The sequence below is a fragment of the Planococcus salinarum genome, assembly GCF_007004625.1.
GTDB classification, from domain to species: Bacteria; Bacillota; Bacilli; order Bacillales_A; family Planococcaceae; genus Planococcus; species Planococcus salinarum.
Map to the genome: position 1 here is coordinate 19,418 of NZ_VIFV01000019.1, position 26,404 is coordinate 45,821.

Annotated in this window: 25 protein-coding genes; 2 read left to right on the top strand and 23 right to left on the bottom strand. The window is 48.5% G+C overall.

From position 1 onward, the window contains the following. Window positions 1-8 precede the first annotated feature (8 nt). The 3 genes from DIJ65_RS11050 to DIJ65_RS11060 all read right to left on the bottom strand — a co-directional run bounded on the left by DIJ65_RS11050 (window position 9) and on the right by DIJ65_RS11060 (window position 4,216). Window positions 9-1,103: a Leu/Phe/Val dehydrogenase gene (locus DIJ65_RS11050; RefSeq protein WP_117302291.1), complete on the bottom strand. Its 1,095-nt coding sequence runs from the start codon at window positions 1,101-1,103 to the stop codon at window positions 9-11. A 21-nt stretch (window positions 1,104-1,124) separates the two neighbouring features. After that, window positions 1,125-2,003, bottom strand: a complete 879-nt coding sequence (gene yqiS, locus DIJ65_RS11055; RefSeq protein ID WP_230321397.1) for a phosphate butyryltransferase — start codon at window positions 2,001-2,003, stop codon at window positions 1,125-1,127. A gap of 167 nt (window positions 2,004-2,170) precedes the next feature. Beyond that, window positions 2,171-4,216: a sigma-54 interaction domain-containing protein gene (locus DIJ65_RS11060; protein WP_117302318.1), complete on the bottom strand. Its 2,046-nt coding sequence runs from the start codon at window positions 4,214-4,216 to the stop codon at window positions 2,171-2,173. A 122-nt stretch (window positions 4,217-4,338) separates the two neighbouring features. Here DIJ65_RS11060 and DIJ65_RS11065 point away from each other — a divergent pair, with 122 nt between their 5' ends. Beyond that, window positions 4,339-4,572, top strand: a complete 234-nt coding sequence (locus DIJ65_RS11065; protein ID WP_117302288.1) for a DUF2627 domain-containing protein — start codon at window positions 4,339-4,341, stop codon at window positions 4,570-4,572. A gap of 103 nt (window positions 4,573-4,675) precedes the next feature. On the opposite strand, the gene DIJ65_RS11070 is transcribed toward DIJ65_RS11065, so the two are convergent. The 18 genes from DIJ65_RS11070 to DIJ65_RS11155 all read right to left on the bottom strand — a co-directional run bounded on the left by DIJ65_RS11070 (window position 4,676) and on the right by DIJ65_RS11155 (window position 22,572). Continuing rightward, window positions 4,676-5,395, bottom strand: coding sequence for a glycerophosphodiester phosphodiesterase (locus DIJ65_RS11070; protein WP_117302286.1), 720 nt, complete (start codon window positions 5,393-5,395; stop codon window positions 4,676-4,678). Between the two features lie 118 nt (window positions 5,396-5,513). Beyond that, the gene (gene spo0A, locus DIJ65_RS11075) at window positions 5,514-6,272 is read right to left on the bottom strand and encodes a sporulation transcription factor Spo0A (RefSeq protein ID WP_117302284.1); all 759 of its coding nucleotides are present in this window, start codon (window positions 6,270-6,272) and stop codon (window positions 5,514-5,516) included. A gap of 35 nt (window positions 6,273-6,307) precedes the next feature. Beyond that, the gene (gene recN, locus DIJ65_RS11080; RefSeq protein ID WP_117302282.1) at window positions 6,308-8,005 is read right to left on the bottom strand and encodes a DNA repair protein RecN; all 1,698 of its coding nucleotides are present in this window, start codon (window positions 8,003-8,005) and stop codon (window positions 6,308-6,310) included. A gap of 17 nt (window positions 8,006-8,022) precedes the next feature. After that, on the bottom strand, window positions 8,023-8,472 hold the full coding sequence (gene ahrC / locus DIJ65_RS11085) for a transcriptional regulator AhrC/ArgR (protein WP_117302280.1): 450 nt from the start codon (window positions 8,470-8,472) through the stop codon (window positions 8,023-8,025). A 102-nt stretch (window positions 8,473-8,574) separates the two neighbouring features. Continuing rightward, window positions 8,575-9,396 carry a TlyA family RNA methyltransferase gene (locus DIJ65_RS11090; RefSeq protein WP_117302278.1) on the bottom strand — a complete coding sequence of 274 codons (822 nt, stop codon included), beginning with the start codon at window positions 9,394-9,396 and terminating at the stop codon, window positions 8,575-8,577. Next, window positions 9,393-11,297, bottom strand: coding sequence for a 1-deoxy-D-xylulose-5-phosphate synthase (dxs, locus tag DIJ65_RS11095; protein ID WP_117302276.1), 1,905 nt, complete (start codon window positions 11,295-11,297; stop codon window positions 9,393-9,395). The genes DIJ65_RS11090 and dxs overlap by 4 nt, the downstream gene beginning before the upstream one ends. A 93-nt stretch (window positions 11,298-11,390) precedes the next feature. After that, entirely contained in the window at window positions 11,391-12,269 is an 879-nt protein-coding gene (locus tag DIJ65_RS11100; protein WP_071151776.1) for a polyprenyl synthetase family protein, read from the bottom strand. Then, a complete protein-coding gene (locus DIJ65_RS11105) occupies window positions 12,266-12,502 on the bottom strand; it encodes an exodeoxyribonuclease VII small subunit (RefSeq protein ID WP_071151775.1) in 237 nt (78 codons plus the stop codon). The genes DIJ65_RS11100 and DIJ65_RS11105 overlap by 4 nt, the downstream gene beginning before the upstream one ends. Beyond that, window positions 12,503-13,855: an exodeoxyribonuclease VII large subunit gene (gene xseA, locus DIJ65_RS11110; protein WP_071151778.1), complete on the bottom strand. Its 1,353-nt coding sequence runs from the start codon at window positions 13,853-13,855 to the stop codon at window positions 12,503-12,505. An 84-nt stretch (window positions 13,856-13,939) separates the two neighbouring features. Then, window positions 13,940-14,800: a bifunctional methylenetetrahydrofolate dehydrogenase/methenyltetrahydrofolate cyclohydrolase FolD gene (folD, locus tag DIJ65_RS11115; RefSeq protein WP_071151774.1), complete on the bottom strand. Its 861-nt coding sequence runs from the start codon at window positions 14,798-14,800 to the stop codon at window positions 13,940-13,942. Window positions 14,801-14,815: 15 nt separating this feature from the next. Next, entirely contained in the window at window positions 14,816-15,205 is a 390-nt protein-coding gene (nusB, locus tag DIJ65_RS11120; protein WP_071151773.1) for a transcription antitermination factor NusB, read from the bottom strand. A gap of 192 nt (window positions 15,206-15,397) precedes the next feature. Next, complete coding sequence (locus DIJ65_RS11125) at window positions 15,398-15,796, bottom strand: Asp23/Gls24 family envelope stress response protein (protein WP_071151772.1); 399 nt, start codon at window positions 15,794-15,796, stop codon at window positions 15,398-15,400. A 14-nt stretch (window positions 15,797-15,810) separates the two neighbouring features. Next, entirely contained in the window at window positions 15,811-17,160 is a 1,350-nt protein-coding gene (gene accC / locus DIJ65_RS11130; RefSeq protein ID WP_117302274.1) for an acetyl-CoA carboxylase biotin carboxylase subunit, read from the bottom strand. Between the two features lie 17 nt (window positions 17,161-17,177). After that, on the bottom strand, window positions 17,178-17,681 hold the full coding sequence (gene accB, locus DIJ65_RS11135) for an acetyl-CoA carboxylase biotin carboxyl carrier protein (RefSeq protein ID WP_071151771.1): 504 nt from the start codon (window positions 17,679-17,681) through the stop codon (window positions 17,178-17,180). A 102-nt stretch (window positions 17,682-17,783) separates the two neighbouring features. Next, entirely contained in the window at window positions 17,784-18,344 is a 561-nt protein-coding gene (efp, locus tag DIJ65_RS11140) for an elongation factor P (RefSeq protein WP_071151770.1), read from the bottom strand. Window positions 18,345-18,359: 15 nt separating this feature from the next. Then, window positions 18,360-19,427 carry a M24 family metallopeptidase gene (locus DIJ65_RS11145; RefSeq protein WP_282955787.1) on the bottom strand — a complete coding sequence of 356 codons (1,068 nt, stop codon included), beginning with the start codon at window positions 19,425-19,427 and terminating at the stop codon, window positions 18,360-18,362. After that, window positions 19,424-19,864: a type II 3-dehydroquinate dehydratase gene (aroQ, locus tag DIJ65_RS11150; RefSeq protein WP_071151768.1), complete on the bottom strand. Its 441-nt coding sequence runs from the start codon at window positions 19,862-19,864 to the stop codon at window positions 19,424-19,426. The genes DIJ65_RS11145 and aroQ overlap by 4 nt, the downstream gene beginning before the upstream one ends. Before the next feature lie 149 nt (window positions 19,865-20,013). Next, window positions 20,014-22,572: a vitamin B12-dependent ribonucleotide reductase gene (locus tag DIJ65_RS11155; RefSeq protein ID WP_071151767.1), complete on the bottom strand. Its 2,559-nt coding sequence runs from the start codon at window positions 22,570-22,572 to the stop codon at window positions 20,014-20,016. Window positions 22,573-23,057: 485 nt separating this feature from the next. Here DIJ65_RS11155 and DIJ65_RS11160 point away from each other — a divergent pair, with 485 nt between their 5' ends. Further along, entirely contained in the window at window positions 23,058-23,441 is a 384-nt protein-coding gene (locus DIJ65_RS11160) for a rhodanese-like domain-containing protein (protein ID WP_071151766.1), read from the top strand. Window positions 23,442-23,547: 106 nt separating this feature from the next. On the opposite strand, the gene gcvPB is transcribed toward DIJ65_RS11160, so the two are convergent. Together gcvPB and gcvPA are read right to left on the bottom strand one after the other, a co-directional pair. Next, entirely contained in the window at window positions 23,548-25,011 is a 1,464-nt protein-coding gene (gene gcvPB, locus DIJ65_RS11165; protein ID WP_117302272.1) for an aminomethyl-transferring glycine dehydrogenase subunit GcvPB, read from the bottom strand. Next, window positions 25,004-26,350: an aminomethyl-transferring glycine dehydrogenase subunit GcvPA gene (gene gcvPA, locus DIJ65_RS11170; protein ID WP_117302270.1), complete on the bottom strand. Its 1,347-nt coding sequence runs from the start codon at window positions 26,348-26,350 to the stop codon at window positions 25,004-25,006. Before gcvPA ends, gcvPB begins: the two co-directional genes overlap by 8 nt. Between the last annotated feature and the right edge of the window lie 54 nt (window positions 26,351-26,404).

The window sequence follows — 26,404 nt, forward strand, 5'->3', positions numbered from 1 at the left end:
TTCTACAATCAGCGTCTGCTGATGATATTGTGTTCATTGCGAAGAAATTGGCTGCGCGATTTGCGCACACGTTCAATGCGCTCTTCCGCCATACGGTCTGCAGCCTGATAGCTTGGAATTCCGTCACGTTTTGCAATTGCAAAAATACGGGTGATGCTGTCGTAAATTGTTTCTACACGTTTCATCGCACGTTCGTTGTTATATCCGTACAATTCATCGGCAACATTGATGACGCCGCCTGAATTGATTACATAATCAGGGACATATACGATGCCAAGCGCTTCAAGTTCATCGCCATGGCGTTCTTCTTTCAGCTGGTTGTTTGCCGAGCCGGCAACAGCTTTCACTTTCAATTGTGGAATTGTATCGTCGTTGATGATTGCACCCATTGCACATGGAGCAAAAATATCCGCTTCCTGGGAATAGATTTCATTCGGTTCAACCGCAGTGGCACCGAAATTATCAACAGCGCGCTGAACCGCTTCTTTGTTGATATCTGTAACAATCAGGTTTGCGCCTTCTTTGTGCAGATATTCGCACAATGTGTAAGCAACATTACCGACTCCCTGAACTGTGATCGTTTTGCCTTCCAGTGAATCATCACCGAATGCTTCCAGAGCAGCAGCTTTCATCCCGATATAGCAACCGTAGGCTGTTACCGGAGATGGATTGCCTGAAGAACCGAATGCCGGTGAAATACCAGTAACAAAGTCAGTTTCTTCGTGGATCAGGTCCATATCCGCTACAGTCGTCCCGACATCTTCAGCAGTGATATAACGGCCGTTCAGCCCTTGGATGAAACGTCCGAATGCACGGAACATTTCTTCGTTTTTGTCTTTCAATGGATCACCGATGATAACCGTTTTACCGCCGCCGAGGTTAAGGCCGGCTGCCGCGTTTTTATATGTCATGCCGCGACCAAGACGGATTGCATCTTCGATTGCTTCTTCTTCTGTATCATAATTCCACATGCGTGTTCCTCCGAGGGCAGGCCCTAAAGTTGTGTCGTGGATACAAATGATTGCTTTCAAACCGGAATTTTTATCCTGGCAAAATACCAATTGCTCATAGTCGTGTTCTTCCATTTTATCGAAAATCTTCATATTAAATTCCTCCTAATGATCTTATCGTGTAGCTGATGTTTTAATCGCCAATGCAAGTGAATACAACTTGCTTTCTGCACTGTCTGCGCGGGACGTCAGGACAATCGGTGCTTTTGCACCGGCAATGATTCCCCCGACTTTCGCTTTCGCGAAATAGACCAGTGATTTATAAAGGATGTTTCCGGCTTCGATATTCGGGACCAGCAGGATATCCGCTTTGCCGGCTGTGGTACCCGTTATGCCTTTATGTTCAGCAGCTGTTGGCGAGATGGCATTATCAAGCGCCAAAGGGCCATCGATGATGCAGTCAGTTATCTGTCCGCGTCGGTTCATCGCTGCAAGCGCAGCTGAATCCATAGTTGCCTGCATAGCGGGATTGATGACTTCGACGGCCGCCAAAGGGGCAACTACCGGGGTTTCGATTCCCACAGCCCGTGCTGTCTGAACTGCATTTCGGATGATTTGGGCTTTTTGCATCAGATCCGGTGCGATGTTCATACCGGCATCCGTGATAAAGATGAGCCGGTCATAACCCTCGATCTCGAACGCAGCAACATGGGACAGGATACTTCCGGTCCGCAAACCATAATCCTCATTAAGCACCGCTTTCAGCAGGACCGCTGTCGGAATATGGCCTTTCATCAATACATTCGAATCTTTGACAAAGACGGATTTCACAGCAGCGTTGGCCGCTTGAACCGCGCCTTTTATATGGATGAGCTTTACTTTCGGATGCGTGAGAAGATGCGGGTAATGGGCACCAATCATTTCCTTCAGTTTCGCTTCATCATCGAAAAGGCTGAAACTTGCAATATTGCGTGTTATCGCCATGTTGACTGCTTCCAGTACTTCCAGGTCAGCAGCTGCGGCGACAGCCACATCGTTTTGTTTTTCTTCCATAGAAATCTGTTCGACTATTTCATTTAATGTGGTCACTTCATATCACCTCATTCTTCTTAATTAAAGCAGAAAAAAACGTGTGTTATAAGGGATGTAAGCGTTTTATCCGGCAAAAACAGCCGATCTCTTTGCAAATTATTGCAAAACCATGCAAGAAACTGCAAAAACTAGGCTAATCCGAATTTTTCCAGCTTATAATACAAGGTTCGTAGGGACACATCCAGTGCTTTTGCCGTCTTCGATTTATTCCCCTTATTTTGTTCCAGTGCACGCTGCAGAATTCCCCGTTCCACGGTATCGAGCTGTTCCTGCAGCGGACTTCCTCCTTCTATTGCCACTTCATTTTTCGCTTCTGTGGCTTTGATCATATTCAGGGGTATATTTTTTTCGGTCAAAACCCTTTCATTGATATTCATAAAGATCATTGAGCGGCTTATGACATTTTCAAGTTCCCGCACATTTCCCGGCCAGTCATAGAGACGCAGGAGCTGAAGCGCTTTGTCCGTTACCGTTTCGATATTGCGGCCGTATTCCTGATTCAATTTCATCAGCAGCCTTTCAACGATGCGGGGGATGTCCTGTTTTCTGCTTCTGAGCGGAGGGATCAGAATCGGCATCCTGTTCAACCTGTAATAGAGGTCTTCGCGGAATGTTCCTTCAAGAAGCGCTTTTTCCATATTGGCATTTGTTGATGCGATGACCCGGACATTGACCGGCACCGGTTTGCTGCCGCCGACCCTCAGAATTTCATGTTCCTGCAGAACCCTTAAAAGCTTGCTTTGGATGGACGGTGACAGCTCACCGATTTCATCGATGAAGATGCTGCCGTTATTCGCCTCCTCAAACAGCCCTTTCCGCTCTCCGCTTTTGACACCCGGCAATGCCCCTTCCTCGTAGCCGAAAAGTTCGTTTTCGAGCAGCTCTTCTGACAATGCCGCGCAGTTGACCCGGACGAATTTGTTGAATTTGCGGTCGCTTGCGCTGTGGATGGCATGTGCGAATAATTCCTTGCCGGTCCCTGATTCACCGCGCAGCAACACCGTCACCGGGGTTTGGGCTGCCAGCTTTGCCTGCTGGAGCGACAACTGCATTTCAGCTGACAGGCCGATGATGTCATCAAAGGTGTATTTGGATTCCAGCGTCCGGATGATGCTGCGTGCGCGGTCCAGTTCTTTCATGAGAGACCGGATTTCGGTCGTATCGTGAATGACCCCGACACTGCCCTTCAAGATGTTGTCCACGATAATCGGGGCGACATTGACAATCACTTCGCGGTTTGCCGGACCGACTTTGAGATTCACTCCACGGACAGGTTTCCTTGTTTGAAGTGCTTTCAAATGCATGCTTTCCCCTTCTGAAATATCCGCTGAAGCCGGTCGGCCGATCACGTCTTCCACCTGCAGGCCGGTAATCCGGGTATAAGCAGGGTTGACCATCAGGCCATAGCCATTCTCATCAACGACGGAAATAGCGTCATCGCTCGAGTGGATGATGGCCTGCAGCATCGTCTGAATCTCTTTCAGGTCCGTGATTTCCTCTGCCAATGAAACGACTTCCGTGATGTCTTTGAACACTGCGAACGCACCGATAATTTCCCCATGTTCATCTATCATCGGAAATCTCGAAGCAACTATCTTCAAACCGTTCTTCAATTGCAATTCTCTGTTCAACTCGGTTCTCCCTGTTTCGTATATCCGGGGAAGTTCACTCGTTGAGATCAACTCATGGATATGTTTGCCGATTGCGCTTTCAGAATCACGTTCGAGCATCCGGGAAGCAGAGCGGTTCATGAAAATGATCCTGCTCTTCCGGTCAATGCCTATCATACCTTCTTCGATGGAATTGAAAATGATATTCTGTTTATGGCTTTCACCGCTGAGCTTTTTCAGGAAATGTTCTTTTTCATCGACCAGTTTGACGAAAAAGTTTGCAAGGCTGCCGGGAACGATTTCCGCTTCCCTGGGGAAATACTCTTCCAATTGCCGCTGCACCTTTTCACTGCCGGTCACATTGATGACGATGTCAAACTCTTTTGGATGGAAATCAAAATGATGTTCTTTGACGGCAATGCCCAGCTGCCGGGCCACTTCAATCGCCGGTGCGTCCGGTTTGATATCCGCAATGCCCGCCAGTTCAAGATACTCTGAATCCCCAAGCATGTTCAAAAGCGCCAGTCCGCCCGCACCGCCGCCTATTATCAACACTTTTTGCAACATTCTTCAAACTCCTTTATGTACCATGCAATCTTTTGCAATTCTATTTAAGGGTACAACAGGTTGGAATTCTTGACAACTTTAATCGAAATCGGAACAATGGACAGAGAAGGAGTGGAAACATGGGACGTTTAATTGCATTTATCATTCTTCTGATTCCTGGAATCATGGCCGCATACGGCATTAAACTGATGAGGGATTCCATATTCAATAAACTGCTGGAACCTTATCCGGTTCTCTGGCTGCAGTTTTCGCTTGGGTTGCTGTTCACAGTGCTTGGCATCGGGTTTTTTGCCGGCTTCCTTCTGAACCGGGACCGTAAAAAAGGCAACGTGTCAAAAAGGTTCCAAAAGTAAAGAAAAGCATTCAGCAAAACGGCACCCTTTTCATCGCCGGCAAGACCGAAGCATCCCGCGGAACCGGGACGCCGAAAAATGGACAAATAAAAATGCGTCCGCCTTATACAGGCGGACGCATTTTTTCTTTTATTCGATCCGGGTAATCCGTAATGACGCCGGCAACTACGGGGGATAGTTGATCCAAAATACGTTCAGTCCCGGCCAATCCATAAATCCTGACCTTTTTCCCCAAACTCTTCAGGCTGTTCAGCAGATTTTCCGAATAGAGCCTCTTATGAAGATGTACACTGTCAATCCAGTGCATATCATCCATTCGGGCAGCTGAAAAATTCTTTTTGATCACCAAAGCCGTCTCGATGTCCGGCTTTAATTTCTTCATTTTTTTCAATAGTTCGGCGTTGAAGGAAGACAAATGAACGTCGTCCAACCCTTCCAGCATAGCTGCAAGAATTTCTGCGCCATCGGGATGCACGGAAAATGATTCTTTCATCTCGATGTTAAGCGGCACCGCTTTCTCCTTTGCCCAGTGAAAAACTTCATAGGCCAGTGGAATTCGGTGGTCAGACAATTTTCGCCTGCCTCTTTTGCCGATTCTCGTATCTTTTATCTTGTCATAATCAACGTCAGCAATATTCAGATTCCTGCCGCTAAGCCTCTTGAGATTATCGTCATGAAACACCAGGATGACGCCGTCATTGGTGATCTGGAGATCCAGTTCAATGCCGACACTCAGTTCACAGGCTTTGCAAAAAGCGCTCCAGGTATTTTCGAGCGCGTATGCGGAAGCTCCCCGATGACTGTAAATTGCCGGATTCTCCATTAGAACCACACTTTCTGATCGAGTATTTTCAAATGCCCATTGGATTGTTCCATTCGGTCCCCATTCTAACACGCCTGCAATCCATGTACAGCCAGACGATCAGAAAACAGAACAATGCTTATTCCGCTTCGTTTTTTTCCTTTTCCATGTTTCTGCTTACCGTGTCATAGACCATGGCAATAAACTCTGAATTTGATGGCCGGCTTCTCAAGTGTTCTTCACTGTAACCGAATGTCTGGGCTATCACTTTTACATCGCCGCGGTTCCAGACAAGCTCGATGGCATGCCGGATGGAACGTTCCACACGGGTAGGTGTTGTATCGAACCTGTCTGCAATTCCCGGATAAAGTGACTTCGTCACTTTTTGGATGATGCCCGGTTCTTCCAGCACAAGATTGACCGCTTCCTTCAAGTAAACATAGCCGTTGATGTGGGGTGGGACGCCAATTTCTTTGATGACAGCAGTTATTGGATCATCCTTAACTTCCTGTGAGGCCGCCTGTTCCTGCATTATATGCTCAATCTGCATTGCCAGCCGGTCGAGTTCAAATGGTTTCATGATAAAATAGGATGCACCATTTTGAGCTGCCTGGCTCATCAGCGTTTCCTGTCCAAAGGCTGACAGCATGATGACGCGGAGGTTTTGAAGGCCTTCTTCATTTTTGATGGCATCCAACACCCCAATCCCGTCCAAAAAGGGCATGATATTATCCAGCAAAAGAATATCCACTTTGTTTTTTTTCAGTAATTCGATGCATTCCCGGCCATTATGGGCGACCGCCACAACTTCCATATTAGGCTGCAGGTTCAGGTATTCTTCCATCATATCCGCCAACTGGCGATTATCATCGGCAATTCCGATTGTGATCTTTTCCATTGTGTCTCTTCCTCCTGTAACTGCTCGATGGAGTGTTATCTCATAGCCAGCTTCCGGTCTTTGGCAAGCTTCAGCAGTTCATCTGCATGCTGCAAAGTCAGTTCGGTGATTTCCGCGCCCGACAGCATCCGGCTCATCTCTTCTGTGCGTTCCCGTCCGTCCAATTCATGGACAGCTGTTATCGTGCGTTTTTTCTCGATCCGTTTTTCAATGAAAAGATGCTGATCCGCCATTGCCGCGACCTGCGGCAAATGTGAGATGCACAGCACTTGTGAATGCACTGATATGGCCGCAATCTTTTCTGCAATTGCCTGCGCCACCCGTCCGCTCACACCGGTATCCACTTCATCGAAAATGATGGAGGTAATCCCCTGGTGTTTTGAAAAGATGGTCTTTAATGCAAGCATCATCCGGGATAATTCTCCGCCGGATGCCACTTTCGTCAACGGCTTCAGCGGTTCACCCATATTCGTGGAAATATGGAACGCAATGGCGTCGCCGCCGTTGCGGTCGAATTTCCCCTGACCGAGCGGTTCAAATACTACTTCAAACGCCGCTTTGCCCATATGCAATTCGCGGAGCTGCTCCATGATGTCTTTGCTCAGACGCACCGCCGCTTTTTTACGCAGCAGCGTCAGCTCCTCAGCTTCCACTTTCAGGTCTTCCGTCAATTCTTTCAGCTTCTGTTGGTCCAGCTGCAGACGCTGATCGCGATTCAGCAATTTATCCAGTTCGTCTGTCTGTGCATCGTGGTAAAGGAGGATATCTTCCACAGAAGCCCCATATTTCCTTTTTAAAGTTTGGATGGTTGCAAGGCGCTGTTCGATTTCATTGAGCCTCGACGGATCGAATTCCATCGCATCGAGCATCCGCTTGATTTCGGTTGCCGTGTCCTGCAGCTGATAAAATGAGCCACTGACCATTTCGGAGTGGCTTAGAAAGGTCTCATCGACTGAAGCGGCATGTTCCAGTTCAGACATCGCGGAACCCACCCAATCGAGCCCTTTGGACTCCCCTTGAATCGCTTCGTGGGCTGCGGACACCGATTCGTAGATTTTATTGAAATTTTGGAGTTTTTTGCGCTCCAGCGCCAACTCTTCTTCTTCCCCGGCAATCAGGTCGGCAGCTTCGATCTCTCTCAGCTGGAATGTCAGCAGATCGATGCGCTGGGCAATTTGCTGCTCGTTTTCATTATAGGAAGAAAATTCACGTTTCAACTTCATGTATTTTTCAAATGTATTTGAATAACTGGCTTTTGCCTTTGACAGGCTTTTGCCTGCGTATTGATCCAATAAGTGGAGATGGCGCTTTTCGTCCATCAGCTCCTGGGTTTCGTGCTGGCCATGGATATCGATCAACGCGCCTCCGACTTCCCGGAGGATAGAAATGGTCACGAGTTTTCCATTGATGCGGCAAACGTTTTTCCCTTTATCGTTCAGCTCTCGGCGCAACAGAACATCGCCGTCTGCGAAATCTATCCCTAACTCTTCCATCTTGCGGAACACGGGGTGTTTGGGGTCCTCAATCGAAAAAAGCCCTTCTATCTCAGCTTTGCTCGCGCCGTGCCGGATAAATTCCTGGCTGCCCCTGCCGCCTGCCAAAAGATTGACGGCGTCGATGATAATTGATTTTCCTGCACCGGTCTCTCCTGTCAGAACAGTAAGGCCTTCGGTAAAACTGACTGTAAGATTATCTATAATAGCAAAATTCCGAATATCCAATTCACGAAGCATCAACTTTCACCTCTTCATCAAAGCATTTCAATAAGTCGCTGTTTTAAAACATCCCGTTGCTCTGTATCCCTGCAGATGATCAGGCAGGTATCGTCGCCGCAAAGCGTCCCCAGAATTTCCGGCCAGTCCAAGTGGTCGATCAATGAGCCGATTGCATGAGCATTGCCCGGCAAAGTTTTCATCACCAGAAAATGGCTGGCACCGTCAATGCTGACAAAAGCATCCGTCAGGGCCCGGTGCAATTTCTGCATAGGGTTGAAACGTTGGTCCGCCGGCAGGCTGTATTTATAACGGCCATCCTGCAAAGGCACTTTTACAAGATGCAATTCTTTGATATCTCTTGAAACTGTGGCTTGTGTCACTTCATATCCTGCAGCTTTCAATAAATCCACCAATTCATCCTGTGTTTCGATCTCCCGGTTCGAGATGAGATCCCGGATTTTGATATGGCGTTGTCCTTTATTCATAATGCGCCCCCTGAATGAATAATTATTCTAATTCCTTTATATCGTAACCTTTAGCGGCTACAAAAACAAGAAAACACATGCCTGTGAGCATGTGTTTTCTGATCAAAGATTATCGTGTGCAAGTTTGACTGTCTGCTCTGCCAGGGATTCGGAAATGGGCTCGATGCTGTCATTTTCGAATGCCGATTGCAGATGGAACAAAAATTCAATATTGCCTTCTCCTCCGGTGATCGGCGAAAAAGACATATTCCGGATATGGAATCCGGCGGCGGCCGCAAAGCCACCCACCTTCTTCAACACATCAAGGTGAATTTTGGGATCACGGATAATTCCTTTTTTCCCCACGTTTTCGCGCCCCGCTTCAAACTGCGGTTTGACGAGCGCTATAACATCCCCGCCCGGAACAAGAACGGCCTTCAGGACCGGCAGAATTATTTTCAAGGAAATAAACGATACATCAATACTGGCGAATTCAGGAAGTCCTTCGTTGAAATCCTCCGGTTTGGAATGGCGGAAATTGGTCCGCTCCATGACCGTCACCCGTTCATCCTGCCTGATTTTCCAGGCCAGCTGATTGGATCCCACGTCAAGTGCATAGCAGTGCGACGCTCCGTTCTGAAGTGCGCAGTCGGTGAATCCGCCGGTTGACGACCCGATGTCGAGCATCAGTTTGCCGTCTACCGACAGGTCAAATTCCTCCAGCGCTTTTTCAAGCTTCAAGCCGCCCCGGCTGACGTATTTCAGGTCATTGCCCTTCATCTGAAGAGGGGCATCCGAAAGGATCTTTTCGCCGGGTTTATCCATCCGTTCTGTACCGGAATAGATGATGCCTGCCATGATGGCACGTTTTGCTTTTTCCCGCGTTTCACAAATTCCCCTTTCAACCAGGAGAACATCGACGCGTTCTTTTTTCACTTTGATCATAGGGCCTTGTAACCTGCCTGTGATTTTTCGGGAATCAAATTTTTCACGTTTTGTACCAATTGGTCACTGTTCAAATGGATTTCATCCATCAATTCAGACACATCGCCGTGTTCTATGAATTGATCCGGGATGCCCATGCGGTCGACAGTTGCGTCGTGATAGCCGTTGTCATGCGCGAATTCGAGAACCGCACTGCCGAAGCCACCTTGAAGGATCGCTTCTTCAAGTGTAACGACGGGAACGGAGCGTTTGAATATGGAGTGCAGCATGTTCTCGTCCATCGGTTTGATGAATCTTGCATTCACCACTTCAGCGTTGATGCCCTGTTCTGCAAGCTTTTCAGCAGCATCAATCGCCATCGGAATGGTCGTGCCGAATGTCAGGATGACGGCGTCAGTGCCAGCTTTCAGCACTTCCCAGCTGCCGATCGGCAAAGCTTCCATTTCCTCATCCATCGCTACACCCAGTCCGTTGCCCCGCGGATAACGGAGCGCAATCGGACCGCCATTATACTCGATAGCCGTTTTGACCATATGTTGGCCTTCGTTTTCATCTTTTGGCATCATGACCACCATGTTCGGCAGGTTGCGCAGGAAGGCGACATCAAATACGCCCTGATGGGTTTCCCCGTCAGCGCCAACAAGACCGGAGCGGTCGATTCCAATAAAGACATTGAGGTTCTGGCGGCATATATCGTGAACCACCTGATCATAGGCACGTTGGAGGAATGTGGAATAAATGGCCAGGAAAGGTTTCATATCCTGAGTCGCCAGGCCAGCCGCCATTGTCGTGGCATGCTGCTCAGCAATGCCGACATCGTAAAACCGTCCAGGGAACTCATTGGCGAATTTTTCCAGTTTGGATCCGACCGGCATTGCCGGCGTGATGGCTACGATGCGTTCATCAGTTCGCGCCAGTTTGCTTACGGATTCTGCAATCAGCCCGCTCCACGACGGAGCAGTGGAAGAGGACTTCACGAGATCACCGGTATCAATTTTATAAGGGCCGGTTCCGTGCCATGTGCCGATTTTATCTTCTTCAGCCGGCAGGAAGCCTTTTCCTTTTTTTGTAATGACGTGAAGAAGGACCGGACCTCCGACTTTTTTGGCGTATAGAAGATTTTCTTCCAACTCCTCAAGGTCATGGCCGTCGATGGGACCGAGATACGTAAATCCGAGTTCTTCAAAGAACATTCCGGAAACGAAAAGATATTTCAGGCTGTCTTTGACTCGTTCCGCCGTGGACGCAAGTTTGCCGCCGACTGCAGGAACTTTTTTCAGCAGATACTCGAGATCGTCTTTGACCTTATTGTATTTGCCTGCCGTCCGCATTCTGCCAAGGACAGAGTGAAGCGCCCCGACATTCGGAGCTATCGACATTTCGTTATCGTTGAGGATGACCACCATATCCGTATTGGCATGGCCGATATGGTTCAGTGCTTCGAGAGCCATTCCGCCCGTCAACGCACCATCGCCAATGATCGGAATGACGTGATTGCCCGCTTTCTTGATATCCCGGGCGGCTGCCATTCCCATCGCTGCCGATAGTGAAGTGGAACTGTGGCCGGTTTCCCAGACATCATGGTCGCTTTCATTCCGCTTCGGAAAACCGCAAAGGCCCTTGAATTGGCGCAATGTATCAAATTGCGCAGCTCTTCCGGTCAGAATTTTATGGACGTAGGATTGATGTCCTACATCCCAGATCAGCTTGTCTGAAGGGCTGTCGAAAATGCGGTGAAGCGCTATCGTCAATTCGACGACTCCGAGGTTTGGTCCGATGTGGCCGCCAGTTTTTGATAAATTCTCTATTAAAAATCGTCTGATATCTTCGCTTAATTCGACGAGCTGTTCATTGTTCAGCCCTTTTAAGAAAGATGGACTAGTAATCGTATGAAGATCCATTCCATCACACACCTTTTTTAAAAATTTTTCCGACTTTATTTCTTTCTACATTATATCAATTGTCAGCAAATGTACAAACGGAAGCCTCTATTATCAGTTTTTTCTTTGGACAATCATGGCCGTCAATTCTTTCAATAATGCCATTTCCCCATCCAGGCCTTCGATTGACTGCAATGCTTCCTGAGCATGATGATCCAATTTTTCCTTCGCACGCGGCAAAGTCAAAATGCCGGGATAGGTGCTTTTGTCACTGTTTTCATCTTTGCCGGCCGTTTTGCCCAGTTCTTCTGAGGTTCCGGTGACGTCCAGGATATCATCCTGAATCTGGAATGCCAGCCCAAGATGTTCACCGAATCGTGATAATGACAGTATTGTGTCGGGTTTGGCCTCGGCCAAAATGGCGCCAGCCAAAATGCTGAATGTCAGCAAAGCGCCAGTTTTTAACCGGTGGACCTGTTCGAGTTCTTCCAGGGCCAGCTTTTTCTCTTCGCCTTCGATATCCAGAATTTGTCCGCCGACCATGCCTTCCGCTCCGGATGCAGTACTCATCAGATCTATCAGCTGGACTTTGTCATCGTTCGAGACGTTCGGAAGGCGCGCAATCAAACCGAAACTGTATGTCAATAATGCATCGCCTGCCAGAATGGCAACCGCTTCCCCGAAAACCTTATGGTTTGTCGGCATTCCTCTTCTCAGATCGTCGTCGTCCATGCTTGGCAGATCGTCGTGAATCAGTGAGTAGGTATGGATCATTTCAATTGCCGCGGCAACTTTCAATGCATCCGGGTGGTTACCCCCAAGTTCGTGCATGGCAGCAAGCATCAGAATCGGGCGGATGCGTTTGCCGCCTGCCTGAAGGGAATAATTCATGGATTCCTTTAATGAAGCCGGAATTGGCAAAGCCGCGATTTGATCCAGCAACTCCTGCTGGATCAACGGTTCGTAATGGCTGCGGAATTCCTTTAATCTCATTTCGCAGTCCCATCCTTTCCGATGTCAACAGCTGTTTCTTTGCCGTCTTTCATCATCGTCACCAATTGTTCTTCGGCATTCTGCAATTTATCGTGGCACACTTTTGATAGTTCCATCCCTTTTTGGTATAAGGTCAACGCTTCTTCGAGAGGGACATCCCCCTGCTCCAATTGGCGGACGATTTCTTCCAATTGCTGCATTGCGTCATTGAACTTGATTTCTTTTTCAGCCATTTATATGCACCCCTTTTTCGTCGGAATAGTGTTTTTGACGGTCGCTTCGACAGTCCCGTCCTGCATCGTCACGTTCAATTCGTCTCCGGCTTCCACCTGATGGATGCTCTTGACGACCAGCCCGTCTTTATATGGAATGGTGTAGCCTCTTTCCATTAGTTTCAACGGACTCAGTGCATCGAGTGTCCGAATGGCAGAGGATAATTTCATCTTATTATTGTTTAGAACGATATGAGCGGATTGATCGAGCCTCTTTTGCAAGTGGCCAATATCCGCCTGTGATTGTTTTATCCGCTGGACCGGTATGCGGTTGGCCAACTGCCGATCGAGATTTTCAAAACGTTCCCGCGAACGGTTCAGATGCTGGAAAACTTCGCGTTGCAGTGAATCTGAAGCGCGTTCCACCCTTTCGATGAAAGGGCGGTATAAACGGTCCGGATAAGCAAACGGCATCGAAGCCGCGACTTTTGTTAAAGCCGTTTTCTCCCTGTCAAGCAGATTGGAAACGACACGGTACATACTGCTTTGCTGATTGATAACCTTATCCAGCAAATCCGCACGGCTCGGCACAGCCAGTTCCGCTGCAGCAGTCGGTGTGGCAGCCCGCAAGTCGGCCACAAAATCCGCTATTGTCGTATCCGTCTCATGGCCGACAGCCGAAATGACCGGAATCCGCGAATCGAAGATGGCCCGTGCGACTGCTTCTTCGTTGAACGACCAAAGATCTTCAATCGACCCGCCTCCACGTCCCACGATCATGACATCGAAATTTGCGGCATTGGCCGCCTGAATCGACTGGACAATGGATCTGGTAGATTGTTCTCCCTGCACCAGGGTCGGGAAAATTGTAATTTTCGCCATTGGGTACCGCCGGTTCAAAGTAATGATGATATCCCTTACCGCCGCTCCAGTCGGAGCAGTCACCACCGCTATTTTGTCCGGATATCTTGGCAGCGGCTTTTTATGGACGGCATTGAACACACCTTCTTTGGAAAGTTTTTCCTTCAATTGTTCAAAAGCCAGGTAATAATCGCCGATGCCGTCCGGCTGCATCGATTGCGCATAGAGCTGGTATTGTCCGGACGCTTCGTAGACACTGACATCTCCGCGGATAAGCACTGTCATGCCACTCTCCGGTTTGAATTTGACAGTGCGGGCACTGGCTGCAAACATCACGGCAGGAAGCCTCGCCGAATTGTCCTTCAGCGTAAAATAGATGTGGCCGCTCGAATGGATCTTCACATTCGAAAGTTCCCCTTTGACATACACGTCACGCAAATGGGGGTCTGCATCAAATTTCTTTTTTATGTATTTTGTTAAAGCTTTTACACTTAAGTATGGGTCGGACGTCAAATTTTCAGCCCCTATCTTCCATATTAAAAAGCTGTCTTTCTTTCGAAAAACAGCTTTGTTTCTTATTATTTTACATGGTCACAGTCATTTTGTCTCCGCTAATCCTTTTTCAGCCGAAAGCAGCGTATTCTCCATAAGCATCGCAATGGTCATGGGACCGACTCCGCCCGGCACAGGCGTAACATGGGAGGCTGTCTCCAGGACGTCCTCGAAATCCACATCCCCGCATAATTTTCCTTCGTCATCGCGGTTCATGCCGACATCGATTACAACAGCACCGGGTTTGATGAATTCTTTCCCCAGGAATTTCGCCCGGCCGACAGCGGAAATGAGTATGTCCGCCTGGCGTGTGTAATCGGCCAAACCGATTGTTTTGGAATGGCAAAAAGTAACTGTTGCATCCCTTTGGAGAAGAAGCTGGCCGGCCGGTTTGCCGACGATGTTGCTTCTGCCGATTACAACAGCATGTTTGCCTGCAGGGTCGATATCGTATTCTTCCAGCAATTTCATGATGCCGTGAGGTGTACAGGGCAGAAAGGCTTCACGGCCGATCATCATATTGCCGACCGAAATGGGATGGAAACCGTCAACGTCTTTTTCAGGATCGATTGCCAGAATTACGTTGAATTCATCGATATGTGCAGGCAGCGGCAATTGAACAAGGATTCCATGGATTTCCGGATCATGGTTCAGTCCGCTGATCACTTCCAGCAATTGATCTTCCTGAAGCGTTTCCGGAAACTGCAACAGGTCGGACCGCATACCGAGGGCTTCGCATGTTTTCTTCTTGTTTTTTACGTATGTATGGGAAGCCGGATTGTCACCGATCAAGACAACTGCCAATCCCGGGATGATCCCTTTTGATGCCAACGAGGCCACACGCTGTGAAATTTTATTTTTTAATTTGAGGCTCGTTGCTTTTCCATCGATTATTATCGCTGACAAGTGAATCCCTCCAAATCAGTTTTTCAGTTCATCTGTAAACTTCGACAATACGCCGTTGACAAACCGGCTCGATTTATCATCACCGAACGTTTTGCTCAATTCGATTGCTTCGTTCATGACGACGCGTGACGGTGCATCTTCCATATAAGCCAGTTCGAAAACTGCCATCCGCAGAATTGTGCGCTCGATCTTTGGAAGTCTTTCAAGAGACCAATTTTCGAGATGGCCCTTCAACTTCTCATCGATGTCCACCATATTCGTATACGTTCCTTCAACCAGAAGGGTATAGAAATTATCTTCGCTGCCGTCCATGACGTGCTCGACCGCTTCTTTCATTGTTAACTCCGTGCCTTCCAACTGAAATAAAGTCTGAAGTGCTTTTTCGCGTGCTTCGTGTCGTTTCATATTAAACCCGGTCTCCTTTTCACTGCTAAGTAACACTCATTATACAGATAATACACCGGAACTTCCATGTTTGAAATGTTCGGAAAACGGCAGAGCAAACAACTGGCCGTGAATTCTGCAGATACAATGGATCTTCGTGAATCAAAAAAGCCGCCCACCACCATTGAAGGTGTCGGGCAGGCTCCTGGTCAGTCAATCTGATGCTGGTTGGTTTTCGAACTGGATGCCCGTTATATGGACATTCACTTCCTGTGTCTCCAGTGAAGTCATGTTCTCCAGTGTCTGGCGCACCTGCTGTTGGATTTTCTGAGCGGTTTTCGGAATGGAAACCCCATAATCAACCACACAATAAACATCGATCATCAGGCCGTCAGCGGCAAGTTCCGTTTTCACGCCTTTGCCATGCACTTTTTTACCCAGACGTTCTGCAACGCCCGATGCAAAGTTGCCGCGCATGCTGGCCACTCCCTCGATATCGGAAGCTGCAATGCTGGCGATAATCTCCAGAACTTCGGGTGCGACTTCGATACTGCCGAGATCCTGTTTGTTCATCGGCTTCATCTTTACATACGGAATCATTTTTTCAGCCATAAAGACACTCCTCCTTAGGAATTCAACACATCATACTTTTCAAGGAATTTCGTATTGAAATCACCTGATTTGAAAACTTCATGGTCCATCAATTTCAAATGGAATGGAATCGTGGTGAATACGCCCTCGATTACAAATTCTTCCAGCGCACGTTTCATCTTGGCCACTGCCTCTTCGCGGGTATCAGCGAATGTAATCAGTTTGGCCACCATGGAATCGTAATACGGCGGAATCGTGTAGCCCGGATACATTGCCGAATCGATGCGTACCCCCATACCGCCCGGAGGCAGGTACATATCCACGCGCCCGGCGGACGGCATGAAGTTTTTCGCAGGATTTTCTGCGTTGATGCGGCATTCGATCGACCAGCCTTTGAACGTGATGTCTTCCTGTTCAAAACTCAATGTTTCTCCAGAAGCCACCCGCAATTGCTGCTGGATCAAATCCACTCCGGTGATCATTTCAGTTACGGGATGCTCGACCTGGATCCGGGTATTCATTTCCATGAAATAGAATTTCTGGTTTACAGCGTCAAAGATGAATTCCACTGTTCCTGCTCCGCGGTAGTCAACTGCCAAAGCGGCTTTAACGGCTGCCTCGCCCATTTCTGCACGCAATTCAGGAGACAGCGCCGGTGAAGGGGCTTCCTCGACCAGTTTCTGCATGCGCCGCTGAATCGAACAATCGCGTTCGCCCAGATGAACGGCATTGCCATGGGAGTCCGCCAAAACCTGAATTTCGACATGGCGGAAATCTTCGATGAATTTTTCGATATAAACGCCGGGGTTGCCGAAAGCTGCGGCAGCTTCCTTTTGTGTCATACGGAGTCCGGTAATGAAATCTTCGCGGTTTTTTGCCACACGGATTCCTTTACCGCCGCCTCCGGCTGTCGCTTTGATGATGACCGGAAAACCGAGTTTCTCAGCGATTTCCAGTCCTTCTTCTTCGCTTGCCACGATTCCAGTAGATCCGGGCACGACCGGCACTCCAGCTTTCCGCATCGTTTCCCGGGCGACATCTTTGGTGCCCATCCTGGAAATCGCATCTGATGTTGGACCGATGAACATGATGTCGCATTCCTCACACAATTCAGCGAAGCTGGCATTCTCTGCCAGAAAACCGTACCCCGGATGAATGCCGTCACAATTGGTCAATTTCGCCACAGAAATGATATTGGAGAAATTCAAATAGCTGTCTTTTGAAAGTTTAGGCCCGATGCAATAAGCTTCATCGGCCAATTCAACGTGCAAAGCCTCTTTGTCAGCTTCCGAATAGACTGCGACAGTGCCGATATCCATTTCCTTGCAGGCGCGGATAATGCGCACAGCAATCTCGCCGCGATTTGCAATCAATACTTTTTTCATCGTCATGTCCCCCTTCCTCAGTTCGCTTTTACGAGGAATAAAGGCTGGCCGTATTCGACGAGTTGTCCGTCTTTAACAAGAATTTCAGCAATTTCCCCATCTACTTCAGCTTCAATTTCATTGAAGAGTTTCATGGCTTCCACTATGCAGACCACTTGTTCAGCGCCTACTTTTGAACCGACCTGCACATATGCAGCTTCTTCCGGTGAGGGAGACTGATAAAATGTGCCGACCATCGGCGACAGAATTTTGTGCATGTTGGCATTTGCAGTATCCGGTGCAGCAGCTTCTTCTGCTCCCTTGTCTGCTGCAGCGGGTGCCTGTGGAGCTGCCGGGGCTGCAGGTGCTGGTGCCGGAGTTTGTGGTGCCGCTGGCGCCGCATCTGCTGCAACTGCCTCAGACGGTGCAGCAGCGGTTTTTTTCAATTTGATTTTAGTGCCTTCTGCTTCGTATGTGAACTCGTTGATCGACGAGCCATCCACCAATTTTATGATTTCACGGATTTCTTGGATTTTCAAAATTTCCTACTCCCCTTATGTATGGATTTGATTCGTGCCAAACTTGTTTATCAGTAATCGGGCTTTTTAAAAATGGCCCCCCGTTCCAGGAGGGCTCCAAACTTTTTATTGTGCACGTGATACGTATGAACCATCTGTTGTATTGATGATCAGCTGGTCGCCTTCATTGATGAAGAAAGGCACCTGAACGGATAATCCGGTAGAAAGCACGGCGGGTTTCGTTCCGCCGCTTGCCGTGTCACCTTTAATGCCGGGATCGGTGGCGACAACTTCAAGCACAACAGTATTCGGCAATTCGACGCCGAGCACTTCTCCATGGAATTGCATAACCTGGACTTCCATGTTCTCCTGAAGGAATTTCAATTCATATTCAATGCTTTTTTCAGGCAATTCGATCTGATCGTATGTTTCGTTATCCATGAATGCATGGACATCGCCATTTGCATACAGATATTGCATTTTACGGTTATCAATTTGGGCTTTTGCCACTTTCTCGCCTGCGCGGAAAGTTTTCTCTGTCACACTGCCTGTACGCAGGTTGCGTAACTTCGAACGGACAAATGCCGCTCCTTTTCCGGGTTTAACGTGCTGAAATTCCATGACGCGCCAAATGCCGCCATCCACTTCAATCGTCACGCCGGTTTTAAAATCGTTTACTGAAATCATATCTATTCCTCCGTTTTATAAAATACGCAGCTCTTTTGTTGATTTGGTCAGTCTTTCGTTTCCGGACTCGGTAATCAGTATATCATCTTCGATGCGCACTCCGCCAATACCCGGCAAATAAATCCCGGGTTCCACTGTTACGGCCATGCCGGGTTCAAGGACTACCTGCGATTTGAATGAAAGTCCAGGCCCTTCGTGTACCTCAAGTCCGATTCCGTGGCCTGTCGAATGTCCGAACGCATCCCCGTAGCCTTTGGATTTGATATGATCGCGGCCGATTGCATCAGCGTCATAGCCAGTCATCCCGGGAGCAATTTTCTCGACACCCAATTCTTGCGCCTCCAAAACGATCTGGTATATTTCCTTCAGTTTTTCGGAAGGCTCGCCGACCGCCACTGTGCGGGTAATATCAGAGATATAACCTTTATACAATGCGCCGAAATCCATTGTCACAAGGTCACCGGATTCGATCACTTTCTCTGATGCCACTCCGTGCGGCAAGGCAGAGCGCAATCCGGAAGCGACAATAACATCAAATGATGATGAAGTTGCTCCCTGCTTGCGCATGAAGAATTCCAGTTCGTTCGATACTTCCAATTCAGTCATACCCGGTTGGATGAATGTGCAGATATATTCAAAAGTTTCATCTGCGATTTTTGCTGCCGCTTTCAGGATTTCGACTTCTTCCGGCGTCTTGATCATGCGGATTTTTTCGATGATCCCGCTTACCGGTTTCAATTCGGCATCCATTTTTTCACGGTATTGTTCATAAGTTGAGTATGTAACAAAATCCTTTTCAAAACTGATCGTTTTCAGTCCGAGTTTCATGGCCTGTGCAGCTGCTTCTTCCAGCAGATTCGTTTTTGCCTGGATAATGTCAAAACCCTTCACCTGCTCGGCTGCCTGTTCAGTATAGCGGAAATCCGTTATGAACAAGGCATCGTCTTTTGTTACGATTGCCAAACCGGATGAGCCGGTAAATTCCGTAATATAGCGAAGATTAAATTCGCTCGTAATCAGGAACGCTTCGATCTCGTGCTGAGTCATTTCGTTTCGCAGTTTTTGCAGTTTCAATCCAGTCATCCTCTCTGATTTCGTAAAAGTAATGCATGCAGACCCAAAAAATAAACATCTTTTCCAAATCCGGTAATCTGCCCATCCGCCACCGGCGCTATATAGGAATGGTGACGGAATTCTTCGCGCTTATAAACATTTGAAATATGCACTTCTATAACAGGGACTTCCATGGAAGCAATGGCATCGCGGATTGCGATACTGGTATGTGTGTAAGCACCGGCATTCAGCACGACTCCATCGAAACTTTGCCGCTCTGCCTGCTGGAGCCAATCGATGATTTCCCCTTCATGGTTCGACTGGCTGTTGGTCAACTCTATGCCGTTGGCGTATGCAAACTGTTCGAGCTCGCCTATAAGCTGATCCAGTGTGAATGTACCATATGCATCCGGCTCCCGTTTGCCGAGCCGGTTCAGATTGGGGCCGTTCAATATCAAAACACGCATCTTCTCCACTCCCTGTCAGAAACTTCTTCATTATTTTATCATACGTACGGCATCGAGCAACACTAAACGGGAAAATGGGGGATTGAGCAGGCTCTGCCTGGTCCATTAAAAAAAGCGGAAGCCTCGGCTTCCGCTTGTTGTTCGTTATTTTATAAGCCGCATTTCAATTGTGCAGCACAATTTGTGCAGGTATTGCAGCCGCCCATTTCTTCGACCGTCCCCTGTCTGCAGACAGGACACGTATCGCCGACTTCCGAGCCGATGGTGACGTTGGTTGAACGCAGATCCTGGATCGTATCGATCAACACGATCGGGCGCTTTGTCTGGACTTCTTCCTGAGCTTCTTCTTCAAACGTGTTTTCTTCCGCTTTCAGCGTCAGGACCTGGGAATCACGGCTTCCATCAACGTAAACCGTTCCGCCCTTGGCGCCTCCTTTATAGAGGCGTGTATAGAGGCCTTCCACCTGATCTACGGTGTAGCCGCGTGGAGCATTGACGGTTTTCGAAATTGACGAATCTATCCAGCGCTGGATGATGCACTGGACATCCGCGTGTGCTTCCGGTGCCAAATCCATGGAAGTGATGAACGCCTGCGGAAGATTCTCTTCACTGGCTTCCGGATTGTTCTTCAGGTATTCACGGACGATGTCCGCTTTGACTTCGATGAATTTGCCAAGACGGCCGCTGCGGTAATAAGTGAATGAATAATATGGTTCAAGACCGGTGGAAACACCGACCATCGTGCCTGTTGAACCGGTAGGAGCAACCGTCAGCAAATGCGAGTTGCGGATGCCGTTTTCCAGGATGCCCTGGCGAATTTCTTCCGGCATGCCCTGCATAAAGCCGGTTTCCGTAAATGCTTTCCGTAGCGATGCTGTCTCTTCGGCAGTTTCGCCTTCAAGGAACGGGAAGCTTCCGCGTTCAGCTGCCAGCTCCGTAGAAACTTCATAGGCAGCCACAGCGATTGTCTTGAAAATCCGGTCGACAAGTTCATTGCCTTCCGGCGAGCCGTATTCTTTATCACAATAAATCAGTAGATCGGCGAGTCCCATTACCCCGAGTCCGACACGGCGTTCTCCCAGTGCCTGGATGCGGTTATCTTCCAGGAAATAAGGAGTTGCATCAATTACATTGTCCTGCATGCGGACACCGACACGTACTGTTTCTTTCAAAGCGTCGAAGTCGACGGTTTTTGTTTTCGGATCAGCAAATTGCGCAAGATTGACAGCAGCCAGGTTACAAACCGAATACGGCGCCAGCGGCTGTTCTCCGCATGGATTAGTGGCCACGACTTTTTGGCCATAGGCTTTGGCATTCGTTTTTTCATTGGCGTTATCGATGAAGAATATGCCCGGTTCTGCTGAATAGGTCGCACAGACATTGATAAGGTTCCACAAATCCCGCGCTTTCATCGTGCGGTAAGTGCGGACTTTATGGCCCAGGCGCTCCCATTCACGGACATCGCCGACTTCCTGCCATTGCTCGTTATAGACGGCCATTTCTTCTTTCGAATATGACTCAACCGCCGGGAAGCGTAAATCGAAATCTGCGTCGTTTTCAACAGCTTCCATGAAATCATTCGTTAACGTGATGGAGATATTTGCGCCGGTAAGGAACTCCTCGTGGTGAACGGAATAGGTGCCGCCGTCACGCAGCTTGGTTTCAGCGTCGCGCATTATCTTCTCGTTGAATCCGCCCATGCCCGGAATTGTCCGGTAATTGAGAACGCCTTGGTACATCGCTGTTTCCTGTTCAGTCAATGGCTTGAACTTCAATTTATCCTTCGCCAATTTCTTGATTGTTTCATCTTCCGTGTTTTCAATGAGGTATCGAAGGATTCGTGGATTCTGCATTTTCGAAATGATGAATTCCACAATATCCGGGTGCCAGTCGGCCAGCATGATCATCTGGGCGCCGCGCCGCGATCCACCCTGTTCCACGAGGTGAGTCAGCTTAGCAATATCATCAAGCCAGGATACCGAGCCTGATGATTTGCCGTTCACTCCGCGGGCCAGCGTATTGCGGGGCCGCAATGTCGATCCGTTCGTACCCACACCGCCGCCGCGGCTCATGATTTCCATCACCTGTTTGCGGTGATCAGAAATACCTTCGCGCGAGTCCGCAACAAAAGGCATGACGTAGCAGTTGAAATAAGTTACATCCGTATCAGCACCCGCTCCGTAAAGGACCCGGCCAGCCGGAATGAATTTCAGGCCGACAAGCTGTTCGTAGAACTTCGAAAACCATTCCTGGCGTTTTTCTTCTGTTACTTCCACAGATGCCAGGCCAGTAGCATTTCGTTTGGCGATCTGCTCATAAAATACTTCCAGCGGTTTTTCAATAACGTCAAGCGATTTTACAACAATGCCGTCGCCGCTATTTTCCTGGTTGTCGATTGCACTGCGGTAATCTTCCTCGATCCAGACTTTCGCCTGATTTGCCGCCTGATCAATCGATACGATGAACCCAAGTCCCCGGGCAGGGAATTTCGGATCTTCCTTGACGGTTAGAACAACAAAATCTCCAGCTTTCAAGGTCTTTTTCTCCGTATCCTTGAATGAATAGCGATCGATCATTACAAGACGTGATACCCCTTTATGCGTTGTCGACATGTCCGGTGTAATCGGATGCACTTGCGGAAACTGTTCAATGTCTTTGTTTAATGCCTCGGGCTTTAATGTGAAAACAGAATTAGTTGCAGAAACCATTTGACAATTCCTCCTTTATATTATAAGGGCAAACACTATATGTAGTATTTATTCTTTTCCCATGATACAAGATATTGAAACTTGTTTCCATAACAAAATTTTGCTTCCGGCAGTGCAGGGAGCAAAACCTTACACGCAGCAGGCTTCATACGAGTCATCAATTTTAAAATGAGTCTAAAGTGATAATTTTTGAACCAAATGCTTTTTCACGGCAAAGTTTCGGTAAACCGACTCCGAAATTGCGCCACATCCCGTGTTCCAGGTCAATGTCCCAGCTGCATCCACACTTCAGGTTTGTAACTCATCTGCGTCTCATTGAACTTGTCTTTCGTTGGCAATGATAAATTTACATGATTGCTGAAAGGATCCGATTCCCTTACATTTCACAGCATCGCCTCTTTTTATCCCCCAACTGCCAATATTGCCATTGAATTACCGAACCACTTTCTTTTATAATGAAGAGAGAATAGAAAGGGGCAAGACCATTGGAATTTTTGTATTTTATCGCAGCACTGTTATTTGCGATTATTGTGTACGCGATCGTAATGTATCTTCGCACGAAAAAAGCGGTCACCACGCTGACTCAGGACCAATTTATCGAAGGCTACCGCAAAGCGCAGCTGATCGATGTGCGCGAACCGAAAGATTTCGCCGCCGGACATATCCTGGGAGCGCGGAACATTCCTCAAACGCAATTGCGCCAGCGCCATAAGGAAATCCGTTCAGACAAGCCTGTTTATATCTATGACCAGAACGGCGCACGTGCAGGCCGTGTGGCAATTTTCCTGAAAAAACAGGGCTATGACCAAGTGTATCAATTACAGGGCGGCTTTAAGCAATGGACCGGTAAGATCAAGTCAAAAAAATGACGCCGTCCCCTCCCTTGCTTGACTGCTTTCAACTCCTTGAAAAGAATAAGCACCGAAACTTTACAGAAAAATGCCTGGAAGCAAATCGCTTCCAGGCATTTTTCTGTTATTCAGCTTTATGGTAGCGCAACACCGGTTTGCGTGCAGCCTTTGTTTCATCCAGGCGCTTGATAACCGTGGTATGAGGTGCATCCTGGACAATCTCCGGGTTCTCTTCCACTTCACGTGCGATCTGGATCATTGCATCGATGAACGCATCAAGTGTTTCCTTCGATTCCGTTTCGGTCGGTTCGATCATCATGCCTTCTTCCACATTTATCGGGAAGTAGATTGTCGGCGGATGATATCCGAAGTCAAGCAGGCGCTTCGCCATATCCAGGGTGCGGACACCCATTTTTTTCTGGCGGCGGCCGCTCAGGACAAATTCATGTTTGCAGTGACGGTCATACGGCAGATCGAAATGCGGCTGCAGTCTGCGCATCATATAGTTGGCGTTCAAAACGGCATACTCCGTCACAGCTTTCAGGCCGTCCGGTCCCATTGAACGAATATATGTGTAAGCACGCACGTTGATGCCGAAGTTGCCGTAAAACGGTTTGACGCGGCCGATTGATTGCGGGCGGTCGTAGTCGAATGAAAAGACGCCGTCCTTTTTGATCAGAATCGGTTTTGGCAGGTACGGCAATAAATCTTTGTTGACGCCGACAGGACCGGATCCCGGGCCGCCGCCGCCGTGTGGACCTGTGAATGTTTTATGCAGATTCAAGTGGACCACATCAAAGCCCATATCTCCCGGACGCGCTTTGGACATTACCGCATTCAGGTTGGCGCCGTCATAATACAGCTTGCCGCCGACTTCATGGATAATTGCAGCCATTTCCAGAATCTGTTCTTCGAAAAGACCCAGCGTGTTCGGGTTCGTCAGCATCAAAGCAGCTGTATCTTCCCCGACAACGCGTTTCAGATCTTCCAGATCAACCAGGCCGTGCTCATTCGATTTCACGGTAACGGTTTCAAATCCGGCTACCGTTGCAGAAGCGGGGTTTGTGCCGTGCGCGGAATCCGGAACGATGACTTTCGTACGTTTCATGTCGCCATTGGCTTCGTGGAAAGCACGGATCATCATCAGACCCGTCCATTCGCCGTGGGCACCAGCAGCCGGCTGCAGCGTCACTTCGTCCATACCGGTAATTTCCTTCAAATGCTCCTGAAGGTCATACATCAATTCCATTGCCCCCTGGACAGTCGATTCGTCCTGCAGCGGATGGATATTGGCAAATCCGGAATAGCGTGCAACGGATTCATTGATTTTCGGGTTGTACTTCATTGTGCAGGAGCCGAGTGGATAGAAACCGGAATCAACTCCGTGGTTGCGTTTCGACAACGCCGTGTAATGGCGCATAATGTCGAGTTCCGAGACTTCCGGCAGGTCAGCAGCTTCTTCGCGCAGCAAGCCTTCCGGCAACAACTCAGCAAGATCGATTTCAGGAACGTCAAGTTCCGGCAGGCTGTAGCCGACGCGGCCTTCTTTGGTCATTTCAAAAATGAGTGGTTGGTTGTCTTTATGCATGAGAAGCCCCCATTTCCTGCACGAATGCATCGATTTCTTCTTTTGTGCGCTGTTCTGTAACGGCAACAAGCACATGTCCTTCAAATTCTTCGTAGCTCAAGCCCAGGTCATAGCCGCCGATCATCCCTTTTTGCAGTAGAGAAGCATTCAGCTTTTTGACCGGTGAATCTGTTTTTACGACGATTTCATTGAAATGGGCTCCTTCAAACGCAATTTCAAACCCGGCCGCTTTCAATTGTTGCTTCATATAATATGTTTTTGTGATGTTCTGGATGGCAATTTCTTTTGTGCCTTCTTTGCCGAGCGCTGTCATGGCAACAGAAGCCGCCAAAGCGTTTAAAGCCTGGTTCGAACAGATATTCGACGTGGCTTTGTCGCGGCGGATGTGCTGTTCTCTGGCCTGCAGGGTCAAGACGAAACCGCGGCGGCCATCTTCATCCGTCGTTTCACCGACAAGGCGTCCTGGCACTTTTCGCATCAATGCTTTGGTTACTGCGAAATAACCGCAATGGGGTCCGCCGAAAGCTTCCGGTATGCCGAAAGGCTGGGCATCGCCCACTGTAATATCCGCACCGAGCTTGCCTGGCGGTGTAAGCGCGCCAAGTGCCAGCGGATTCGATGATACTGCAAACAAAGCACCGGCTCCATGGACAATCGGTTCGATTTCTTTCAGGTTTTCCACCTGGCCGAAAAAGTTCGGGTACTGGATCATGACCACTGCTGTATTGTCATCGATCATATTTTTTAGCGCTTCCAGATCCGTGTGGCCGTCCTTCAATGGAATTTCTTCCACCGCGATGGACTGACCAAGTGCATATGAACGGACAACGGCACGCGTCTCTGGATGGACCGCCCGCGACACAAGAATTTTTTTGCGGCGCGTATGGCCGGCAGCCAACATCCCGGCTTCAGCAAGGGCAGTTCCGCCGTCATACATCGATGAGTTGGCGATTTCCATGCCCGTCAATTCGCTGATCATGGTCTGGAATTCAAAAATCGCCTGCAATTCTCCCTGAGAAATCTCCGGCTGGTATGGCGTGTAAGCCGTATAGAACTCGGAACGCGAAATTACATGATCGACGATGATCGGTTTGTAATGGTCGTAAACCCCTGCTCCAAGGAATGAAGCATATGTGTTCGAATCGGCGTTTTTCGCAGCCAATTGGGACAATTCCTTTGTCAGCGATGATTCGGATTTTGCCGGTTTGATATTGTACTCACCTTTAAAACGGACTTTCTCCGGGATATCGGCAAATAATTCCTCAATCGACTGGATGCCGATTGTATCGAGCATAGCTTTTTCATCTTGAGGCGTCATTGGTAAATAGCGATGTTTCATCGAGTGCTGTCCCCTTTTCAATTGAAATTATATAAGTCGAATTAATAGTCTTAA